The sequence below is a fragment of the Frankia gtarii genome, assembly GCF_025403375.1.
Classification (GTDB): Bacteria; Actinomycetota; Actinomycetes; order Frankiales; family Frankiaceae; genus Frankia; species Frankia gtarii.
This window is the reverse complement of the sequence record NZ_JAMPTM010000034.1, coordinates 1-21734: the sequence shown is the minus strand read 5'-3', so window position 1 is coordinate 21734 and position 21734 is coordinate 1. Positions and strand designations below refer to the sequence as shown.

Sequence of the window (21734 nt, the reverse complement as noted above, 5' to 3'; positions counted from 1 at the left end):
TCGCACCTCGGATACGACCGACCGGAATGGGGCGAGCGGATCGCGGTCGTCGGGCTGGCCGGGGCGAGTCTCGCCGCGGATCTACACCCGATGGTGCGGTGGCCGTGGGCGCGGCGTCGAGATCGGTCCGCCGGAGGCGGCCGCCGGGGGAGCGCTACCGGTGTCGTCCGTGCGAGCCAGTCGGCTGGGCCACCAGATGGGTCGGCCGATGTCCAGCGTCAGCGCCGGCACGAGGATCGACCGCACGACCAGAGTGTCGAGCAGGACGCCGAACGCGACCACGAAACCGACTTCGGTGAGCTGGACGAGCGGAAAGATGACGAGAGCGGAGAAGGTGGCGGCCAGCACGACACCCGCGGAGGTGATCACACCGCCGGTGACGGCCAGCGCGTGCAGTACGCCGGGCCGGGGACCGATCCGCTCGGCCTCCTCGCGGACCCGGGTCATGAGGAAGATGTTGTAGTCCACGCCGAGCGCGACCAGGAAGATGAACGCCAGCAGCGGCAGCGAGGGATCGGCGCCGGGAAAGCCGAAGATCCAGCGGTAGGCGACGGCGCTTGCGCCGAGCGCGGCGAGGTAGGACAGCACCACCGTGGTCATGAGCATCAGCGGGGCGACGATCGAGCGCAGCAGGAACATCAGCACCACGAGCACGACGGCGAGAACCAACGGGATGATCATCCTGCGGTCGCGCACCGCAGCCTGCCGTACGTCGAGGTTCACCGCCGTGTTCCCCCCGATCAGCGTGCCCGCGTCCGGGATCCGGTGCAGCCTGGACCGTAGCTCGCGCACGGTGTCGAACGAACGTTGGCTGTCCGGCTGATCCCGCAGGGCGATGAGGAACTGCACCTGGCCGTCGGCGCGGCCGATCTCGGCCGTCCCCGCCACCCCCGGCGTCGCTCGGATCACGGCACCGACCTGCGCTGCCGCCCGTTCGGATGCGATGATGTACGTCGGCGCCGCGACTCCCGGCGGGAAACCCGCGGAGATCAGTTCGATGCCGTGCACCGATTCCACCCGGTGCCGGAAGCCCTGGTCCTGCCGCAGCGAGGTGTCCATCGTCAGCAGGCCGAGGACGAGCACCCCCAGCGCCAGCGAGGTTCCCACCCATACCACCCGCGGACGCCGGTCGATCGCCGCGCCGATCCTGACCCAGCGCCCCGGCTCCTCGGCGAGGTCGAACTCGGTGAGATCCTCGTGACCGGGGACGGTGGGCGCGGCCAGCGCGTTCAGGTGGGCGGTCCGCGCCGCCGGTCCCCGCCGGGCCGTGTCGGTGACCGGGGGATGTTCTCCGAAGTGGGGGATCAACGGCCAGAACAGTCGGCGTCCACAGAGCACCATCGCCGCCGGAAGCAACGTGGTCATCGTCACCAGTGCGGTCGCGATGCCGATCGCGCCGACCGGCCCGAGCCCGCGGTCGGAGGCCAGCTCCCCGATCAGCAGGCAGAGCATCGCGATGACGACGGTCCCGGCGGAGGCCAGGATCGCGGGGCCAGCGCGCCGCATCGCCTCCCGCATGGCATGGGCCGGATCCCGATGGCGGGTGAGTTCCTCCCGGTAGCGGGCGATGAGTAGCAGGGCGTAGTCCGTGCCGGCCCCGAAGACGAGTACCCGCAGGATGCCCGCACTCTGCCCGTTGACGGTCAGCCCGCTGTGCCGGGCGAGCAGGCTGATGATCCCGGCCGCGGCCTGGTCCGCGATGCCCACCGACACCAGGGGAACCAGCCACAGCAGCGGGCTTCGGTAGACCACCAGCAGGATCGCGGCGACGATCCCTGCGGTGACGATGAGTAGCCAGCTTTCGATCGTCCTGAACGTCTGGAAGGCGTCGGCGATCAGCCCCGCCGGCCCGGTGATCGCGGTCTCGGTCCCGGCGGGGGAGAGCCGGGTGGCGATCCGGCGCATCTCGCGCACGTTGTCGGTGAACTGGGCGGCGTCGTCGAGCTGGGCGAGGGGGACGGTGAGGATCAGGGCTCGCCCGTTGGGAGAGATGATCGGTCCGAGGACAGGGCCGGAGGCGAATGGGCGCAGCGCCCCGGCGATGGCGGCGGCGGCGGACCGGTCCGTCGGGGTCAGGCCCGCCGGCCTGGTCATGACGACGATGGCCGGGACGGCTTCCCCGCCGGGGAAGTGGCGCTGCGCGGCGAGCAGGCGGGTCGACTCGGCGTCCGCCGGGAGGAAGGCGCTCGCGTCGTTCTTCTGGGCGTCCGCGAGGCGGAAGGCCAACGGGCTTGCCACCCCGCCGACGGCGAGCCAGAAGGCAATGATCATCCAGGCTGAGCGGCGTCCGATCACCCATGACACGACCCGCCAGCCTCCTGTTCGGCAGTGCTGCGCCCGTCCGCCGGCAAACGGCGCCGGACGGTCACTCCCGCGGTGCCGTCGCGATCTCCCGGCTCATCCGGCGTCGCGGCCCCGACGGAATCGTCGCAGCTCCGCGGCCCAGACGCCGAGTCGCGTGGGGCGCAGCCGAGTCGCTTACGGCCGATACGTCCGATCTGCGGCGGCCGGGTCCGTGGCAGCCCAGGCGAGGGCGATGTCCGCCGCGACGGCGACGTTGTTCCGCACGGCGTTGATGTTGACCTCCAGGCTCGCTCCGCCGGTCTCCCGGTGAAAGGTCTCCAGGAGGAACGGCGTGACGGCCTTTCCGCGGATGCCACGTTCCGCGGCCCAGGCCAGAGCGTCGGCCAGCACCCTGTCGTGCAGGGCCGGGTCGAGGGCCTGGTCGCTGGGCAGCGGGTTGGCCACGACAATCGCCGAGGTGAGCCCCAACGTGTCGGCCGCCGTCATCGTCGTGGCGACCTGGCTCGCGTCGCCGACCCGCCAGTCCAGGTCGTAGGTGGTGTGCGGCAGGTAGAAGCCGGGGAAGGTCGACGTCCGATAGCCGATGACGGTGATTCCCAGCGTCTCGAGCCGTTCGAGGGTCGCGCTGATGTCAAGGATCGACTTGACCCCGGCGCTCACGACGGTGATCGGCGTGCTCGCCAGGGTCACCAGGTCGGCGGATTCGTCGAAGCTGTCCCCGGCGCCGCGGTGCACCCCGCCGAGACCTCCGGTGGCGAACAGGCGAATCCCGACGCGGGACGCGAGCAGAGCGGTGGATGCGACTGTCGTTGCTCCGGTCCACCCCGTGGCGCAGGCGACCGGCAGATCACGTACGGACAGCTTGACCACGTGGACGTCGTCGGCAATGCGGCGCAGATCCGGTTCGTCCAGGCCGATCCGGGGCACCCCGTCGATCACCGCGATCGTCGCGGGGGTCACGCCCCGGTCGCGGGCCTGTTGTTCCAGCTCCATTGCGACCTCGCGATTGCGGGGCCGGGGCAGCCCGTGCGCGATCAACGTCGACTCCAGCGCGACTACCGGCGCCCCGCCGGCCAGGGCATCCCGCACGGCTGCCGAGACGACGATGTTCGATCTGCCCGCCATGGGCTGACCCTACGTCGTTCCGCCTCCGCCCGATCGGTCGGAAATGGGCGGTCCGCACGGGGTAACCGGGCGGCGGCGGGCGGTGTCGCCGGCGTTCACTGCCCGCGCCTCACTGCTCGCGCCTCACTGCCCGCGAGCGCGCTCGGCCCGGAACCGCAGCGGCACGCTGTACAGCGTCGCGAACCGCTCGACCGAACCGAACACGTTCTTCGCCCACTCGCTGTACTTCGCGAGGTATCCGGGGTTCTGATCTGCGGGCGCGGCGTCCAGGTCGGCGGTGAGCACGCCGGTGAGGACGACGAAGTCGCCCCCGCGGCCGTCGTCGTCCAGGTGCAGGGAGCTGCGCGGATTTGCCTGGATCCGGCTCAGTCGCCGCGCGGTGGGTTCGCTGTAAAGCTGGGCGCTGGCGGTGGCGGAATCCCACAGGAACCAGATCGGCGCGGGCTGCGGGGTTCCCGACCGGTCGGTGGAGGTCAGCCAGGCGATCCGGTCCTCGTCCAGCCGCCGGGCGACCTTCGCCCCGAACGCGGTGTCGGGATCGGGAAGTACGGACATCGTCGGCTCCTACAAGGCCTTGGCGGTCGGCTTGATCGCGGCCGAGACGATCAGCCCGGAGCCGCCGGGGACGGCGTCGACCAGCACGTCGTCGCCGTCGCGGACCTGTCCGGCGAGCAGTTCCCGGGCGAGCTGGTCGCCGATCGCCGTCTGGACGAGGCGCCGCAGCGGCCGCGCTCCGAACACCGGGTCGTAGCCGACATCGGACAGCCAGGCCTTGGCGGGGTCGGTGACCTCAAGGCCGATCCGCCGCTCATGCAGCCGCGCTCGCAGCCGGTCGAGCTGGAGGTCGACGATGTGGGTCAGCTCGTCGCGGCCGAGCTGGTCGAAGACGAGGACGTCATCGAGCCGGTTGAGGAACTCCGGCTTGAAGGCGTCCCGCACCGCGACCATCACGGACTCGCGCCGCACCTGCGGGCTCAGGGTGGGATCGGCGATGAACTGCGAGCCCAGGTTCGAGGTCAGGACGAGGATCGTGTTCCGGAAATCGACCGTGCGTCCCTGGCCATCGGTCAGCCGCCCGTCGTCGAGGACCTGCAGCAGCACGTCGAAGACGTCCGGGTGGGCCTTCTCGACCTCGTCGAGCAGGATGACGCTGTAGGGCCGGCGGCGGATCGCCTCGGTGAGCTGGCCGCCGGACTCGAACCCGATGTAGCCGGGCGGGGCCCCGATCAGCCGGGCGACCGAGTGCTTCTCGGCGTACTCGCTCATGTCGATACGCACGACCGCCCGCTCGTCGTCGAACAGGAAGTCGGCCAACGCCTTCGCGAGCTCCGTCTTGCCGACGCCGGTCGGACCGAGGAAGAGGAACGAGCCGGTGGGCCGGTCGGGGTCGGCGATGCCGGCTCGGGCCCGGCGAACCGCGTCGGACACCGCCCGCACCGCCTCGTCCTGGCCGATCACCCGGGCGTGCAGCTCGGACTCCATCCGCAGCAGCTTCGCCGTCTCACCCTCGAGCAGCCGGCCGGCCGGGATGCCCGTCCAGGCACCGACGACCTCGGCGACGTCGTCCGGGCCGACCTCTTCGTTGAGCATCGCCCCGCCGGGCGAGTCCGCGGCGGCCAGCGCGTCGGTGGCGTCGGTCAGCCGCCGCTCCAGCGTCGGGATCGTGCCGTAGCGCAGCTCGCCGGCCTTCGCCAGGTCGAGGTCGCGCTCGGCCAGCTCCGCGGCGCGGCGCACGTTCTCCAGCTCCTCCTTGATCTTCTGGACCTCGGAGATCGAGTCCTTCTCCCGGTGCCAGCGCGCCGTGAGGCTCGACAGCTCCTCGCGCCGGTCCGCCAGCTCGCGTTGCAACCGGCCGCGCCGCTCCCGGGAGGCCTCGTCGTTCTCCTTCGACAGCGCCAGATCCTCGATCTCCAGCCGGCGCACGGCCCGCTCGAGCTCGTCGATCGCGACCGGGCGGCTGTCGATCTCCATCCGCAACCGGGACGCGGCCTCGTCCATGAGGTCGATCGCCTTGTCCGGCAGGAAGCGGGCGGTGACGTAGCGGTCGGACAGGGTCGCCGCGGCGACCAGCGCCGCATCGGTGATGCGCACCCCGTGGTGCACCTCGTAGCGCTCCTTGAGGCCGCGCAGTATGCCGATGGTGTCCTCGACGGTCGGCTCGCCGACGAGGACCGGCTGGAAGCGTCGCTCCAGCGCCGGGTCCTTTTCGATCCTGGTGCGGTACTCCTCCAGGGTGGTCGCGCCGATCATGCGTAGCTCACCGCGGGCGAGCATGGGCTTGAGCATGTTGCCCGCGTCCATCGCGCCCTCGGCGCTGCCGGCGCCGACCACGGTGTGCAGCTCGTCGATGAACGTGATGATCTGCCCCTCGGCCTCGCGAATCTCGTTGAGAACCGAGGTCAGCCGCTCCTCGAACTCGCCGCGCAGCTTGGAGCCGGCGACCATCGAGCCCAGGTCGAGCGAGACGATCCGCCGGCCGCGCAGCGACTCGGGCACGTCGCCCGCCACGACCCGCAGCGCGAGACCCTCGACGATGGCGGTCTTGCCGACGCCCGGCTCGCCGATGAGGACCGGGTTGTTCTTGGTTCGCCGGGACAGCACCTGGATCACCCGGCGGATCTCCGCGTCCCGGCCGATCACCGGGTCGAGCTTGCCCTGCTGGGCCCGCTCGGTGAGGTCGATCGAGTACTTCTCCAGCGCGCGGTAGGACCCCTCGGGGTCGCGGCTGGTCACCCGCCGGGCGCCGCCGCGGACCTTGTCGAAGGCGCCGCGCAGCGCGTCCGGGCTCGCACCGGCAGAGGTCAGGATGCGGCCGGCCTCGCCCCCCTCTTCAGCGAGCGCGACGACGAGGTGCTCGACCGAGGTGTACTCATCGCCCAGCCGGGCGGCCTGTCCCTCGGCGCTGTTGAGCACGGCGAGGAGCTGGCGGGACAGCTGCGGTGCCGAGACGCTCATCCCGGTGGCTCTGGGCAGCCGGGATACCGCGGCCTCGGCCTTCGTCCGGACCGTGTCGACGGAGGTGCCGGCCGAGGACAGCAGCGCCGCACCGACCCCGTCGGGAGCCTCGAGCAGGGCGGTGAGCAGGTGGAGGGGGTCGACGAGCGGCGACCCGTCGCCGGTGGCTCGACTGATCGCCGCGGAGAGAGCCTCCTGCGAGCGGGCGGTGAGGCGTTCAGCGTTCATGGCGGATCCCAGGGTGGTCAGGTGCGTGCAGTGTCATCTCTTGCAACGCTCAGCATAGGTGAGTCGTTCCCGCTCAATCTTGATGTGAGGTTCGTGCCGGGCAGTCAACGGCGGGGAAGCGGCCGCCATACTACGATCGCCCCGCGGTCGACCGGGACGAGGTCGCGCCGGTGGCTGGCGTGCGCCTCGGCCACCTGCCGCTCCGCGTCGACGCGAGCCCGGGCGAGTTCCTCGGCGAGCTGGCGGACCTGCGCCTGCAGCGCCAGCACCTGAGCGCTGAGGTGCAGGATCTGCCGGATGCCCTCCAGGTTGACGCCCTCCTCCTGGGACAGGCGCTGCACCTCCCGCAGCAGGGCGACGTCCCGGGCGGAATAGCGCCGCCCCCGGCCCGCGGTACGGCCCGGGGTGACCAGCCCGAGTCGGTCATAGGACCGCAGGGTCTGCGGGTGCATGCCCGCGAGCTGCGCCGCAATGGAGATGACGTAGACCGGTGCGTCCTCGTCGTGAGCGGGGCCGGGCAGCGGACCGGTCGGGTAGTACCCCTCCGGCCGGACCTCGGCGGCCGAGGTCCGTGGGTCCGACGGCGATCGCTCCCCCGGCCGTCGCGCCGGAGCTGTTCGTGCGTGTGACGCGGCCGGCGGGTCGGACGTGCGATTCGGCCGCGCGGTCATCCCTCTGCCTCCATCCGTTCCATCAACGGCGCCCGTGGATCTTCGGGATGGGCCTGGGCGAACTCGAGCAACGCCGTGCGTGCGCGCGGCGAGAGATCGGCCGGCTTGGGCACGGTCACCTCCAGCGTCACGATGAGATCACCGTTTCCGCCGCCCGACGTCGGGACACCGCGTCCACGGGCCCGCAGCCGCCGTCCGCTGGACGTGCCGGCCGGCACCTTCACCGTGAGCGGCGCGCCGTCGAGAGTCGGCACCCGGACCGACGCGCCCAGGGCCGCCTCGGTGATCGTGATGGGGAGCGTGATGGTCAGGTTGTTGCCCTCCCGGTCGAAGACGGGATGGCGAAGCACATGGACCGTCACCTCAAGGTCACCGGCCGGGCCGCCGCGCTCCCCGGGCGTGCCGCGCCCGCGCACCCGTAGCCGCTGCCCGTCGCTGACGCCGGGTGGGATGCGGATGCGCTGCTCGCGCTCGCGGCGACCGGAGCCCCGACAGTCCGGACATGGGTGATCGATCAGCGTGCCCTTGCCCAGGCAGTCGCGGCAGGGCTCGGACAGCGCGAATCCGCCCTGGGAACGGGAGACAACGCCGAGCCCCCGGCAGGTCGTACAGGTCCGTGGGGATGTCCCCGGCCGGGCCCCGCTGCCTTCGCAGGTGTTGCAGGTCGCGGCGCCGGGCAGCCGGACCGACGCCTCCAGCCCGGTCAGCGACTTCTCGAACGGGATGGTGACCTCGGCCTCGATGTCGCCACCCCGGCGGGGCCCGCGGCCCGGCGACGACCGCTGAAACATGTCGAAGAAACCGCCGAGACCACCGCCCGCCCCGCCGAGGAGATCCTCGAAGTTGACGTTCGGGCCGCCGCCGTAACCTCCGCCGGGAGCACCGAAGCCGCCGGGAGCACCGAAGCCCCCGTAGCCGCCGGGCCGCCCGCCGTCGAGGCCACCCGACCGGCCGCCGGCCGCGAACAGCGCCCGAGCCTCGTCGTACTCTCGTCGACGGCTCTCGTCGGAGAGAACGTCGTAGGCCTCGGACACCTCCTTGAACCGGGCCTCGGCCTTGGCGTCGCCCGGGTTCTTGTCCGGATGCAGCTCTCGGGCAAGCTTCCGGTACGCCTTCTTGATGTCGGCCGCCGAGGCGTCCTTGGGAACGCCGAGAGCGGCGTAATAGTCCTTCTCGACCATGTCGCGAACACTCACAGCGCCCCTCCTTTCCTCATCGTGTCGTCCCGTACGGGCTGTCCGCCCGTACGGGACGGCCGGCCACGTCCCTCAGGTCGCGACCTGCGTGGCGAACCGACCGGTGCCGCCACGGCACGGGCGGCCGGGCGGGCCGGACCCGGCTGCCACCCTCAGTCGGCGCTGACAGTGGGCCCGCCGTGATCAGGGCGGGGGATGCTGCCGGTGTCGTCCGGGAGCGGACTCGGCCGCTGCGCCGGTTCGTCCGGCCGCCCGGACCCGTGGGTTGCTGCCTCGTCGGCTCGCGGCTCGGCTTCGGCTGGCGCAGCCACCTCGCCCGTGGGCTCCGCGACCGCCACCTGCGCGGGGCGCAGGACCCGACCCGCGTGCGAATAGCCGGCCCGGAAGACGTCCACACAGGTCGGGCCGGTCACGTCGGCCCGGTAGGAGTGCATGAGCGCCTCATGGACGGACGGGTCGAACTCGTCGCCCGGCGAACCGTAGCGCTCGAGCCCGGCGGCCTCCAACGTCGTCTCGAGGGCCTCGGCGATGGCCTTGAACGGTCCTTCGAGATCCCCGTGGTTACGGGCACGACCGATGTCGTCGAGGGCTGGCAGCAGGCTGGCGAGCAGCTTGGCGGTCGCCTGCTCGCCGCTCTGCTGGCGGTCCCGCTCGACCCGCCGGCGGTAGTTGTCGAACTCCGCCTTCAGCCGCTGCAGGTCCGCCGTGCGTTCGGCGATCTGGTGCTGCAGGGAGGCGACGAGCTCACCGTCGACCTCCTGGGCGGGAGCACCGGTGGGAGCAGCGCCCGCCGGTGCGTCGGGCACGGTGGCGGCATCCGCCCGCACCTCGCCGCTCTCCGGGTCGATCCGTCGCCGATCGCGCACGACCACGCGAGGCTCCTCCCCGTCGTCTCTGCCCGCACCCCACCAGTCGCTGGACTGACCGGAGGTCACTTCTTGTCCTCCTCGTCCACGATCTCGGCGTCGACCACGTCGTCGTCGGCCGGTCCGCCGGCGCCGGGGGCACCCGCCCCCTCCTGCGCGGCCTGCTCGTACATGGCCTGGCCCATCGCCTGGCTCGCGGCGGCGAGCGCGTCGGCGGCCTCCCGGATGGCCGCCGTGTCGGTGCCCGCGACAGCGCCACGCAGGGTGCCGAGCTTCTCCTCCACGTCCGACTTCACCGCGGCGTCGATCTTCTCGCCGTTTTCGGCCAGGAACCGCTCGGTGGAGTAGACGAGAGTCTCCGCCTTGTTCCGGGTCTCGGCCTCATCGCGGCGGTTACGGTCTTCCTCGGCGTACTGCTCGGCGTCGCGGACCATCCGATCGATGTCGTCGCGCGGCAGCGCGGACCCGCCGGTGATCGTCATCGACTGCTCCTTGCCCGTGCCGAGATCCTTGGCGGACACGTGCACGATGCCGTTCGCGTCGATGTCGAAGGTCACCTCGATCTGGGGCAGGCCGCGCGGAGCCGGCGGCAGGCCGGTCAGCTCGAACATGCCGAGCTTCTTGTTGTACGCGGCCATCTCGCGCTCACCCTGGAAAACCTGGATCTGCACGGAGGGCTGGCTGTCCTCGGCGGTGGTGAAGATCTCCGAGCGCTTGGTGGGAATCGTGGTGTTGCGCTCGATGAGCTTTGTCATGATTCCCCCCTTCGTCTCGATCCCGAGCGACAGCGGGGTGACGTCGAGCAGCAGGACGTCCTTGACCTCGCCCTTGAGCACGCCGGCCTGCAACGACGCGCCGACGGCGACGACCTCGTCCGGGTTGACGCCCTTGTTCGGCTCCTTGCCACCGGTGAGGTCGCGGACCAGGTCGACGACGGCGGGCATCCGGGTGGAACCGCCGACGAGAACGACGTGGTCGATGTCGCTGACCTTGATGCCCGCGTCCTTCACCGCCTGCTGGAAGGGGTGCTTGCAGCGGTCGATGAGGTCGGACGTCATCCGCTGGAACTCGGCCCGCGACAGCGACACGTCGAGGTGCAGCGGGCCCTCCGCCGAGGCGGTGATGTAAGGCAGGTTGATCGACGTCTGGCTGGACTGGGAGAGCTCGATCTTCGCCTTCTCGGCGGCCTCCCGCAGCCGCTGCAGGGCCATCTTGTCCTTGCCGAGATCGACCCCGTGCTGACCGTTGAAGGTCTTGATCAGGTGATCGGTGATCCGCTGGTCCCAGTCGTCACCGCCGAGGTGGGTGTCGCCGGAGGTGGACTTCACCTCGACGACGCCGTCGCCGATCTCCAGCAGCGAGACGTCGAAGGTGCCGCCACCGAGGTCGAAGACCAGGATGGTCTGCTCCTTCTCGCCCTTGTCCAGCCCGTAGGCGAGGGCCGCCGCGGTCGGCTCGTTCACGATCCGCAGGACGTTGAGGCCCGCGATGGTGCCGGCCTCCGTGGTCGCCTGCCGCTGGGCGTCGTCGAAGTAGGCGGGGACGGTGATGACCGCGTCCGCGACAGCCTCGCCGAGGTAGGACTCGGCGTCCCGCTTGAGCTTCTGGAGGATGAAGGCACTGATCTCCTGAGGAGTCAGGTCCTTCGCGTCGACCTTCATCTTCCAGTCGGTGCCCATGTGGCGCTTGACCGACCGGATGGTGCGCTCGACGTTGGTGACAGCCTGCCGCTTCGCGACCTCGCCGACCAGGACCTCGCCGTTCTTCGCGAAGGCCACGACCGACGGGGTCGTGCGAGAGCCCTCGGCGTTCGCGATCACCGTGGGTTCGCCGCCCTCGAGCACGCTCACGACGGAGTTCGTGGTGCCGAGGTCGATGCCGACCGCTCGTGCCATGTCTGTGTGCCTCTCGATCCATGCCGGCGCCGCGAACGGTGCATGCGAGCCGACCTCGTGGGGTGAAACCTCTCGGTGGACCGGCTCTCCGAGGGCCACCCGGAGAGTGCGGTCCTGCTAACGCTAGGGCGCATCAGGAGGTTGAGTCTGCGTGACTCATGATGACGGCTCCTAGCATAACTCGGCAGAGGTGAGTCATCCATACTCAACTTTGCGATCCCCGGTGGGATTCCCGCTCGAGGCGATCGGCGGGGCACGCCGACCGATGGCAGGGCGGATCACGTGGCAGAGCCTTCGGCGCTGCAAGGACCGCGGGCATGCCGCAGGCCCGACCCCGCGCGGGGTCGGGTGCGGAAGTCGTTGCCGGGTGGTGCGAGGTCAGGAGCCGGCGGGCGGCTGCGGCTTCGATTCGCCGGACGGGGAACCGTCGGGCGGGTCGCCCGCGCTGCCCGAGGCGTCGGTCCGAGGTGGCTGGGGGGCCTCCCTCGGCGAGCGCACCGCGGCCAGGATGCGGCCCCGGCGGGCGCTGGCGCGTGGCCGCGCGCCCCCGCTGCGCGGCGCAGCCAGGCCGATCGAGGCCACCGGGCCGCCGGCGGCCTCGGGCGGGCCGTCCGCGTCGAGGTCGGCCGCCGCGGCGGGGACCCCGCGGCCCGGGACGGTCAGCGGCATCCCGGTCCGTTCGCTGACGTCGGCCTGCCGGCCCAGGTCGGCCTCGATCTGGGCGAGCCGGTCGAGCATGTCGCTGGCGTCGCCGTCGCGCTCGCGGATGGTGCGCAGCGCGTCCATGAGGGTCAGCCACTGGTCACGGTCAACGGTGACCTGGTCGGCCAGCCGGTTGGCCGAGAAGGCCGGGAACAGCCGTTCCGCCGCGGCGATGATCTGCCGAACCTCGCCCGGGTTGAGGCGGCCGGGCTTCTTGCGGATGTAGTTGGCGGCGTCCTTGATGCTGATGATCGTCACACCGTCGAGGGCGCCGTCGCTCCACAGCACGTCGGCCTCGACCATCACCAGGATCGGGTTGACCGGAATCTTGAGCATCGGCAGCGCGGCCCGGACCTGGCTGCGGACCTCGCTCCCGAGCCAGGAGGCCCGGTCGATCACCGGCTTGAGCGACTCGCCGTCGCAGATCGCCCCGCCCTTGGTGTAGCGCACGGTCCCCTTGCTGTTGTCGCTGCCGATCACCATCACCCCGCCCGGACCGATCACGAGGTGGCCGATGGTCGCCTCGGAGTACGGCACGGCCCGGTCGTGGAGGATGATGTAGCCCTGCCGGCGCAGCCGGGCGATGGCTCGGGCAGTCCTGCGCTCGGCCTCGGCGCCCTCCCGCAGCGACTCGATGTCCGGCGCGGTGCCGTACGCGGCGATGACGATGCCGGCCGGCCAGGCCAGGAAGACCAGGAAGAACACGGCGATCGCGATGCCCGGCTGCCCGACCCCGAAGCCGATGACCAGGGCGAGGACGAGGCCGACCACCGCCGCCCGCGCCGCGATGCGGGGGACCTGCCGCGTCAGCCGGTCCCGCCGGACCAGTGCCTGGTTCTCCCGGGCCCGCTGGTACTCCGTCTGCAGGGACTGCCCGGGACGGCCGACTCGGGTCATCGTCGGCCGGGTGATCGTTGCCATCGTGCCCACCATGGTTCGCAGGGGTCGTCAACGTCGGTAGGGGCCCGTCCGCCGTGAACGCCGGGCATCGTCGCGACAGCGCTGGCACCAGGCCTACACATGTCTCGGCGAAGCTTGCACCGCGGGACACACGATCGCCCGGTAACCGTGGGCGAAAGGCCGTCCTTATGGTGCGTCGAAGGTCCTTGCAGCACAAGGGTTGACATCATCGACTTGGGTGCCCGCGCGGCGTGGACGAGGGCGAGACATGGTCGGCACGGTGCTGGTGCCACGACCGCTGCCGACCGCCCGCCGAGGCCGGCGCGGTACGCGGGTGCGTGACGGTGCGGTAGTCGTGGCGGTGCGAGACGTTGCGCGTCGGTTGAGCATCTGCCACCGAAAGTAGCAGTCCAGCGCACTCGGCGCGGGCGATCGGACCTTCGGACCCCCTATCTCGGGCCGCTCGGACCACGTCGTGGCAGGGTCGGTGGTAGGCGGGCTCGCCGCCGGTCGCGAAGTCACCGCTGTCCACATCGGGATCTGCGAGAACGACCTCGGCCGGCGGATGGGACGGGGCTCGTCGAAACGGGTGGCACGGCTCACTCGTCCCGTTTTGTTACTGGCCGGTACGAGTAGGCTCACCCGCAAGGGTGGGTGCCCAGATGGAGGATGCTGTGAGAATTGCGATCGGTGGAGCGATCACGCTGATCGCTCTCGCGGTTGCCGGCCGCCGGGTGTTCTGGCTGTTCCGGCTGATCAGGTCGGGCCAGCCAACGCAGGGCCGGCTGGACGACCTGCCGAAGCGTATTTGGACCGAGATCAGCGAGGTCGGCGGTCAGCGGAAGCTGTTGAAGTGGTCGGTCCCGGGGATCGCGCACTTGTTCACCTTCTGGGGCTTCACGATCCTGCTGCTGACCGTCATCGAGGCCTACGGCGGTCTGTTCGACGACGACTTCCACATCCCCTGGTTCGGTCACTGGGCGGCCATCGGCTTCCTGGAGGACTTCTTCTCCGTCGCTGTGCTCGCCGGACTGGCCGCCTTCACGATCATCCGGATCAAGAACGCACCCGCCCGGCTGGAGCGCAAGTCGCGTTTCTACGGCTCGCACACCGGGCCGGCGTGGGTCATCCTCGGCCTGATCACGGCGGTCGTCGTGACCCTGTTGATCTACCGTGGCGCGCAGTACAACACCGGGAACCTGCCGCAGGGCCAGACCAAGTGGGCCTTCGCCTCCTACGTCGTCAGCCGGATCTTCTCGGGTCTGTCGCACGGCGTGAACGAGGACATCGAGACGGCCTTCCTGCTGCTCAACATCGCGGTCATCATGGGCTTCTCCGTGCTGGTGGTGTACTCCAAGCACCTGCACATCGGGCTGGCGCCGATCAACGTCGTGCTCAAGCGTGAGCCTGTCGCCCTCGGCCCGCTCGGCAGCACCCCCGACATCGAGAAGCTGATGGACGAGGACGAGCCGCTCGTCGGCGTCGGCAAGGTCGAGGACTTCACCTGGAAGGCGATGCTCGACTTCGCCACCTGCACCGAGTGTGGGCGCTGCCAGAGCCAGTGCCCCGCCTGGAACACCGGCAAGCCGCTGTCGCCGAAGCTGCTGATCATGGACCTGCGTGACCACCTGTTCGCCAAGGCCCCCTACCTGCTGTCCACCAAGGGCGAGGCCGAGGGCGAGGCGGCGCCGGCGGCGGTCACCGGGGTCTCCGAGGACGCGCACGCTCACCACGGTGTGCCCGAGTCCGGCTTCGGCCGGGTGCCCGAGCCCGGCCAGCCGCAGGTGGACCGGCCGCTGGTCGGAACCGCCGAGGAGGGCGGGGTCATCGACCCCGACGTGCTGTGGTCGTGCACGAACTGCGGTGCCTGCGTCGAGCAGTGCCCGGTGGACATCGAGCACGTCGACCACATCGTCGACATGCGCCGCTACCAGGTGATGATCGAGTCGGCGTTCCCGTCCGAGGCCGGCGTCATGCTGCGCAACCTGGAGAACAACGGCAACCCCTGGGGCGTGTCGCAGCGGACGCGCACCGAGTGGACCGAGGGCCTGCCCTTCGAGGTGCGGATCATCGACGACGGCGAGCGGATTCCCGACGACGTCGAGTACCTGTACTGGGTCGGCTGTGCCGGGGCCATCGAGGACCGGGCGAAGAAGGTCGCGCGTGCCTTCGCCGAGCTGCTCCACACCGCCGGAGTCGAGTTCGCCATCCTCGGCACCAACGAGTCCTGCACCGGTGACCCGGCCCGCCGGCTTGGCAACGAGTACCTCTACCAGGAGATGGCCAAGGCGAACATCGAGCTGCTGAACTCCGCGGGCGTCAAGAAGATCGTCGCGACCTGCCCGCACTGCTTCAACAGCCTCGCCCGGGAGTACTCCTCGCTCGGCGGCGAGTACGAGGTCGTCCACCACACCCAGCTGCTCGGCAAGCTCGTCGAGGAGCGCAAGCTGGTGCCGATCACCCCGATCGACTCGTCGGTCACCTACCACGACCCGTGCTTCCTCGGCCGGCACAACAAGGTCTACACCCCGCCGCGGGAGATCCTGGAGGCCATCCCCGGTATCCGGGGCCAGGAGATGCACCGCTGCAAGGAACGCGGATTCTGCTGCGGCGCCGGTGGCGCGCGGATGTGGATGGAAGAGAAGATCGGCAAGCGGGTCAACGTCGACCGGATGGAGGAGGCCCTCGGCCTCGACCCGGACGTCGTGTCCACCGCCTGCCCGTTCTGCATCGTGATGCTGACCGACGCCGTGACGGAGAAGAAGCTCTCCGGTGAGGCGAAGGAGAGCGTCGAGGTGCTCGACGTCTCGCAGCTGCTGGCCCGCTCGCTGGTGCCGGCGACGCCGGCGGCAACCCCCGTCGAGCCCGTCGGCTGACCTGCGGCCAACCCTCGCCATTTCAGCGACCCGGGCCCCTCGCCATCCGCGAGGGGCCCGGGTCGCTGTCGTCTGCCCGGCTTGCGGGTCACGAGGGTGGTGGGATCACGCGGCGGGTCAGTCGGGTGGGAGTTCCCCGTTCGGGACGGGGGCGCGGGTGAAGTCCCGGTAGGCGCGGGACGGCGTCGGGCCGCGCTGGCCCTGGTAGCGGGAGCCGTAGACGGCCGAGCCGTAGGAATGCTCGGCCGGCGAGGACAGCCGGAACAGGCAGAGCTGGCCGATCTTCATGCCCGGCCAGAGCTTGATCGGTAGCGTCGCGACGTTCGACAGCTCCAGCGTGACGTGCCCGGAGAAGCCGGGATCGATGAAGCCGGCCGTCGAGTGCGTGAGCAGCCCGAGCCGGCCCAGGCTCGACTTCCCCTCCAGGCGGCCCGCCAGGTCGTCCGGCAAGGTGACGATTTCCAGCGTCGAGCCGAGCACGAACTCGCCCGGGTGAAGCACGAACGGCTCGTCGCCCGCCGGCGCGATGAGCTCGGTGAGATCTTCCTGTTCGACTGACGGGTCGATGTGGCTGTACCGGTGGTTGGCGAAGACCCGGAACCAGCGGTCCAGCCTCAGATCGATGCTGGACGGCTGGATCAGGGCGGGGTCGTGGGGGTCGAGACGGACCCGGCCCGCGGTGATCTCGGTCCGGATGTCCCGGTCGGACAGCAGCACGCCGTGGACGTTAGAGCATGCGCGGTCGATCTTCACTGCCTGTCCACCCGGCCGACCACCGGCCGGGGTTCGGCCGAGGGGGGTGAGACGTAGCGTGACATGGGTAGGAGAGACGCGTCCGCTCGGGGAACGGTCCGCCGGAACGGGGCCGTCCCGGCGGAAGGCGGAAATGCGGACACAGGCGGGAGAAGCATGCTGGGGCTACCCGATCACATTCAGGCGTGCCTGTTCGATCTCGACGGGGTGCTCACCAATACCGCGACGGTGCACGCGGCCGCGTGGAAGGAGATGTTCGACGACTTTCTGGAGAACTGGGCCAGCCGGTCCGGTGAACCGTTCGTCGCGTTCGACATCGGGGAGGACTACGCCGAATACGTCGACGGTCGGCCCCGGGCCGACGGGGTGCGGGCCTTTCTCGCCGCCCGCCACATCCGGCTGCCCGAGGGGACGGCGGACGACCCGCCGTCCGCGCTGACAGTCAACGCGCTGGCCAACCGCAAGAACATTCTGCTCCTGAAGCGGATCAGGACCGACGGCGTGGAGGTTTACCCGGGTTCGCGGGCCTACCTGGAGCAGCTGGCGAGGCACGCCGGGCCCAGAGCCGTGGTCTCCTCCAGCGCCAACTGCGTGGAGGTGCTGCGGTCCACCGGCCTCGACACCTTCATCGACGCGGTCGTCGACGGCGTGGTCGCGGCCCAGGAGCGCCTGGCCGGCAAGCCGGCGCCGGACACCTTCCTCGCCGGCGCCAAGCTGCTCGGCGTGCCCCCGGAGCGGGCGGTGGTGTTCGAGGACGCTCTGGCCGGTGTCGAGGCCGGCCGGGCCGGCGGCTTCGGTTACGTGGTGGGCGTCGACCGGGTCGGCCAGGGGCATGCCGAGCAGCTGCGCAGGCACGGCGCTGACGTCGTTGTCGAGGACCTGGCCGAGCTGCTCACGCCGTCCACGCCGTCCACGCCGTCCGGTCTCGGGCGCGGCCCGGCATGATCGATAAGGCGTCCTACCTGATTGAGCCGTGGTCGATCCGGGAATCCGGTGTCGACCTCTGCGATCTGGGCCGGTCCGAATCGCTGTTCGCGTTGTCCAACGGCCATATCGGGCTGCGGGGGAACCTCGACGAGGGCGATCCACACGGCCTGCCCGGCTCGTACCTGAACTCCGTGCACGAGCTGCGCCCCCTGCCGTACGCCGAGGCCGGCTACGGCTATCCGGAATCCGGGCAGACGGTCATCAACGTCACCGACGGTAAGATCATCCGTCTGCTGGTGGATGACGAGCCGTTCGACATCCGGTACGGCGAGCTGCGGTCGCATCAGCGGGTGATCGATTTCCGGGAGGGTGTGCTCAGCCGCGACGTGGAATGGGTCTCACCGGCCGGCCAGACGATCCGGGTGCATTCCGAGCGGCTGGTGTCGTTCTCCCAGCGGTCCATCGCAGCCTTCTACTTCGAGGTCGAAGCGGTCGATGATTCGGCCCGGGTCGTCATCCAGTCGGAGCTGGTGGCCAACGAGCAGCTCCCGACCCGGCGCGGCGACCCGCGGGCCGCCGCCGTGCTGGAGTCGCCGCTGGTCTCCGAACGTCACCGCGCCGACGGGACCAAGGTCGAAACCGTCCACATCACCCGGCACAGCGAGATCCGGGTCGCCGCCGCGATGGACCATTACTTCGAGGGCCCGGATTCACTGGGCATCTCCTCGGAAAGTGAACCCGACGCGGGCCGGGTCACCGCGACCGTCGTGCTCCAACCCGGCCAGAAGCTGCGGATGGTGAAGTGGCTCGCGTACGGCTGGTCCGAGCAGCGGTCCCTGCCGGCGCTGCGCGACCAGGCCGCGGCCGCGCTCGTCGCCGCCCGCCAGACCGGCTGGGGCGGCCTGGTGCGCGAGCAGAGGGAATACCTCGACGCGTTCTGGAACCGTGCCGACGTCGAGGTCGACGGCGACCCGGAGGTTCAGCAGGCCGTCCGGTTCGCGCTGTTCCACGTCCTGCAGTCGGCCGCCCGGGCGGAGCGCCGTGCCATCCCGGCGAAGGGCCTGACCGGTCCGGGCTACGACGGTCACGCTTTCTGGGACTCCGAGACCTACGTGCTGCCGGTGCTGACCTACACCGCCCCCGACGCGGCCGGCGACGCGCTGCGCTGGCGGCACGCGACCCTGCCGCTGGCCCGGGAGCGAGCCGAGCTGCTCGGCCTCGCCGGTGCCGCGTTCCCCTGGCGCACCATCCACGGCGAGGAGTGCTCCGGATACTGGCCGGCGGGGACGGCGGCGTTCCACGTCAACGCCGACATCGCCGACGCGGTCGCCCGCTACGTCAACGTCACCGAGGACGAGCGGTTCGAACGCGAGGTCGGCCTGGAGATCCTGGTCGAGACGGCGCGCCTGTGGCGCTCGCTGGGCCACCACGACCTCGACGGCCGGTTCCGCATCGACGGCGTCACCGGCCCGGACGAGTACTCGGCGATCGCCGACAACAACGTCTACACGAACCTGATGGCGCAGCGGAACCTCATCGCCGCCGCGGACGCCGCCCGCCGCCATCCCGCCCGCGCCGCCGAGCTCGGCGTGGACGCCGAGGTGACGGCCTCCTGGCGGGACGCGGCCGAGGACATGTACATCCCCTACGACCCCCATCTCGGGGTCCACCCGCAGTCCGAGGGGTTCACCGAGCATCAGGTCTGGGACTTCGAGAACACCACGCCCGAGCAGTACCCGCTGCTGCTGCACTTCCCCTACTTCGACCTCTACCGCAAGCAGGTCATCAAGCAGGCGGACCTCGTGCTCGCGATGCAGCGCTGCGGCGACGCGTTCACCATGGACGAGAAGATCCGCAACTTCGCCTACTACGAGGCGCTGACCGTCCGGGACTCGTCGCTGTCGGCCTGCTGCCAGGCGGTGCTGGCCGCCGAGTGCGGCCATCTCTCCCTCGCCCACGACTACCTGCGCGAGGCTGCGCTGATGGACCTGCGCGACATCGAGCACAACACCGGCGACGGCCTGCACATGGCCTCCCTCGCGGGCAGCTGGATCGCCCTCGTGGAGGGCTTCGGCGGCCTGCGCGACAGCGGCGAGGTCATCGCCTTCTCCCCCCGTCTGCCCGAGGGCCTGACCCGGCTCGCCTTCGGCCTGTGCGTGCGCGGCCGCCACCTGCGGGTGGAGGTGTCCGACGCGACGGCGACCTACACCCTCTCCGAGGGCGCGGCGATGACCCTGCTTCACCACGGCCAGACAGCCCGGGTCCAGCCGGGCGAGCCGGTGAGCCTGGACGTGCCGCCCGCCCCCGTGCTTGACCGCCCCAAGCAACCCCTGGGCCGCGAGCCGCTGCACTTCCTGCGCCCACCCGGTGTCGGCGGCCAGCCGAGCGCCGGGAGCACCGCCGGCGCCGTCCCGTCCAGCACCGGTCGCAGCACGGACGGCTGACGACGGGTCAGCCGCCGGCGGTCGATCGGGGTGCCGGCCGAGCCGCCGGCGCCGGGGCGGGACAAGGGGCTTTCCTACGCACCCGCCCCGCCGCGTCGGCACCTCCATCCGGTACGATGCGGATGCACCATGCGGGCGTAGTTCAGAGGCAGAACACGAGCTTCCCAAGCTTGCAACGCGGGTTCGATTCCCGTCGCCCGCTCCACTGTGCGTAAGGCTTGTCGGCGGTTGCCGGATATGATCGCTTTGTCGAGTCCATGAGGGCTGACCGTTCCATTCGCGTACCCCTGGTGGATCTTGCGTGATGCGGTGGCGGCGGTACGGAGCGCCGCATCACCGCACGTCGGCCTGGCCGGTTCTCGTGGGCGCCAGGTCCAGGATTGCTCCGTCGTCTCAGCGGAACGCGTGAAGTTCCCTGAGCTCAGAACGGCGTCGCCGGCGACCATCCCACAATTGTTGGTCGCGACCGCCCGGACGTCGCCGCCGCTGAGACCGCTGACCTCGGTGTGGCAACCGTGATCCCAGCCGAAGACACGACGGGTGTCGTTGTCCTGCACCAGAACCTGACCGCCGTTGGCGACATTCACCGCCCGGCTGTCGCTGTCACCGGGCAGGGTGCCCAGATCGGCCGTGTCGGGCGGAATGCTCAGATCCACCGCGGGCGGCACCGGGATGCCGGGGACGGGCCGAGGCGGCACCGATGCGGGCGGTCACTGTCACCGCCGCGGCGCTCACCACGATGGCGGTGCGGGATGCGTACCGAAGATTCACGTTCGATATCCCTTTCCCTCGTTCCGGCATCGTGCCGTTCGACACGGGTAGTCGCACCCGTTCGATCGCGTTCCACGCAGTATCGAGCCCCGGGTTGAACTGCTACGGGGCGACGCCACATCGCGGCGGGAGCAGCTGTTAGGCGTGAGTCGACGGCGTCCTCGTCCTGGCCGGAGATGAGGAGAAGATGAAATGCTGGACGGGGGCAGTGCAGGAGGCGCGGTCGGCTGCGGCGGGCAGCTCCGTCGTCGCGAACGGGGCGGTCACCATGACCGTCACCACGAACAGCTCGAACGGATACACGGTCGCGGTCCAGGCGACGTCGCCGACCCTGACTGCGCAGACGGCCGGCAACGACGATTCCATCCCGGTGAGCTCCCTGCTGGTCCGGGAGTCCGGGACGTCGGCCTTCCAACCGTTGTCCGACGCGGCGGCGGTCCCCGTCTACTCCCAGGGACAACCGTCGGCACCGGGCGGGGACGCGGTCAGCAACGACTATTCGATCGACATTCCGTTCGTTGCCTCCGACAGGTACTCCACCACTTTCGACTACATAGCGGCGACTCAATGAGCGGAAGGGAAGGAGATGAGATGAGCATCTTCCGTTTCGGGCGCGTGCGTGGGCGGCTCCTGCTCACCGCCGCCCTGCTCGGCAGCCCCCTCGTCGTGGCCGGCACGTTCGTGGCCTCGCCCCCCGTCTTCGCCGATGAGGCACCGTCACCGGAGCACGCCGACGAGGCGGCTCCCGATCTTTCCATCGAGATCGACGACGGTCACACCGACGTCAGGGAGGGTGACCGTCCCACCTACACGGTCAAGATCCGTAATATCGGCACGGCCGACGCATCTGTACCGACGTTCGCCTCGGCACCGCCGGCCGCCTCGTCGAGAGGGGCGGACCCACCGGGTGGATCACCTGGCGGTGATGCCGGGTCCTGAGCCGGACCGGGATCCCCGGGGCGACACGGACCAGGAGACCGGCCCCAGCCCCGAGGAGACCGTCCGGGTCTGGCGCGGTCCGGGCGCCCCTGGAGAGTACTAGCCCATTCCGAGCACCACTTCGCCGCGGATCTACCGTGGGCGTTCGGCTCAGGCGGCTGATCGCGGACGGGGGCAGGTGG

15 protein-coding genes and 1 tRNA gene are annotated in these 21734 nt (G+C 70.6%); 6 read left to right on the top strand and 10 right to left on the bottom strand.

The features are described 5' to 3' along the window. Positions 1–81 precede the first annotated feature (81 nt). The 9 genes from NBZ83_RS08045 to NBZ83_RS08005 form a co-directional block, all read right to left on the bottom strand. Complete coding sequence (locus NBZ83_RS08045) at positions 82–2304, bottom strand: MMPL family transporter (RefSeq protein ID WP_438803296.1); 2223 nt, start codon at positions 2302–2304, stop codon at positions 82–84. Positions 2305–2478: 174 nt separating this feature from the next. Next, positions 2479–3429 carry a pseudouridine-5'-phosphate glycosidase gene (locus NBZ83_RS08040; RefSeq protein WP_261568050.1) on the bottom strand — a complete coding sequence of 317 codons (951 nt, stop codon included), beginning with the start codon at positions 3427–3429 and terminating at the stop codon, positions 2479–2481. A gap of 123 nt (positions 3430–3552) precedes the next feature. Continuing rightward, entirely contained in the window at positions 3553–3984 is a 432-nt protein-coding gene (locus tag NBZ83_RS08035; RefSeq protein WP_261568048.1) for a TIGR03667 family PPOX class F420-dependent oxidoreductase, read from the bottom strand. 9 nt (positions 3985–3993) lie between these two features. Next, positions 3994–6612, bottom strand: coding sequence for an ATP-dependent chaperone ClpB (gene clpB, locus NBZ83_RS08030; RefSeq protein WP_261568047.1), 2619 nt, complete (start codon positions 6610–6612; stop codon positions 3994–3996). Between the two features lie 104 nt (positions 6613–6716). Next, positions 6717–7283: a heat shock protein transcriptional repressor HspR gene (locus NBZ83_RS08025; RefSeq protein WP_261568045.1), complete on the bottom strand. Its 567-nt coding sequence runs from the start codon at positions 7281–7283 to the stop codon at positions 6717–6719. Next, positions 7280–8479 carry a molecular chaperone DnaJ gene (gene dnaJ, locus NBZ83_RS08020; RefSeq protein ID WP_261568044.1) on the bottom strand — a complete coding sequence of 400 codons (1200 nt, stop codon included), beginning with the start codon at positions 8477–8479 and terminating at the stop codon, positions 7280–7282. Before dnaJ ends, NBZ83_RS08025 begins: the two co-directional genes overlap by 4 nt. Before the next feature lie 152 nt (positions 8480–8631). After that, positions 8632–9345, bottom strand: coding sequence for a nucleotide exchange factor GrpE (grpE, locus tag NBZ83_RS08015; RefSeq protein ID WP_261568068.1), 714 nt, complete (start codon positions 9343–9345; stop codon positions 8632–8634). Between the two features lie 65 nt (positions 9346–9410). Then, complete coding sequence (gene dnaK / locus NBZ83_RS08010; RefSeq protein ID WP_261568043.1) at positions 9411–11240, bottom strand: molecular chaperone DnaK; 1830 nt, start codon at positions 11238–11240, stop codon at positions 9411–9413. A gap of 378 nt (positions 11241–11618) precedes the next feature. After that, on the bottom strand, positions 11619–12863 hold the full coding sequence (locus tag NBZ83_RS08005) for a nuclease-related domain-containing protein (protein ID WP_261568041.1): 1245 nt from the start codon (positions 12861–12863) through the stop codon (positions 11619–11621). Between the two features lie 653 nt (positions 12864–13516). Between NBZ83_RS08005 and NBZ83_RS08000 the strand changes: the two genes are divergently transcribed. Next, positions 13517–15718, top strand: coding sequence for a (Fe-S)-binding protein (locus NBZ83_RS08000; RefSeq protein WP_261568040.1), 2202 nt, complete (start codon positions 13517–13519; stop codon positions 15716–15718). A gap of 117 nt (positions 15719–15835) precedes the next feature. Here NBZ83_RS08000 and dcd read toward each other — a convergent pair whose 3' ends face one another. Then, positions 15836–16435 (bottom strand): dCTP deaminase, encoded by a 600-nt coding sequence (dcd, locus tag NBZ83_RS07995; RefSeq protein ID WP_261568038.1) that lies wholly within the window; start codon positions 16433–16435, stop codon positions 15836–15838. Between the two features lie 192 nt (positions 16436–16627). Here dcd and NBZ83_RS07990 point away from each other — a divergent pair, with 192 nt between their 5' ends. The 5 genes from NBZ83_RS07990 to NBZ83_RS07970 all read left to right on the top strand — a co-directional run bounded on the left by NBZ83_RS07990 (position 16628) and on the right by NBZ83_RS07970 (position 21552). After that, the gene (locus NBZ83_RS07990; RefSeq protein WP_261574650.1) at positions 16628–17416 is read left to right on the top strand and encodes an HAD family hydrolase; all 789 of its coding nucleotides are present in this window, start codon (positions 16628–16630) and stop codon (positions 17414–17416) included. Continuing rightward, complete coding sequence (locus NBZ83_RS07985) at positions 17413–19842, top strand: glycoside hydrolase family 65 protein (protein WP_261568034.1); 2430 nt, start codon at positions 17413–17415, stop codon at positions 19840–19842. The genes NBZ83_RS07990 and NBZ83_RS07985 overlap by 4 nt, the downstream gene beginning before the upstream one ends. A gap of 131 nt (positions 19843–19973) precedes the next feature. Continuing rightward, a tRNA-Gly gene (locus NBZ83_RS07980) sits at positions 19974–20047 on the top strand. A gap of 753 nt (positions 20048–20800) precedes the next feature. Beyond that, a complete protein-coding gene (locus NBZ83_RS07975) occupies positions 20801–21184 on the top strand; it encodes a hypothetical protein (protein WP_261568032.1) in 384 nt (127 codons plus the stop codon). Between the two features lie 20 nt (positions 21185–21204). Further along, entirely contained in the window at positions 21205–21552 is a 348-nt protein-coding gene (locus NBZ83_RS07970; RefSeq protein WP_261568030.1) for a hypothetical protein, read from the top strand. Positions 21553–21734 lie beyond the last annotated feature (182 nt).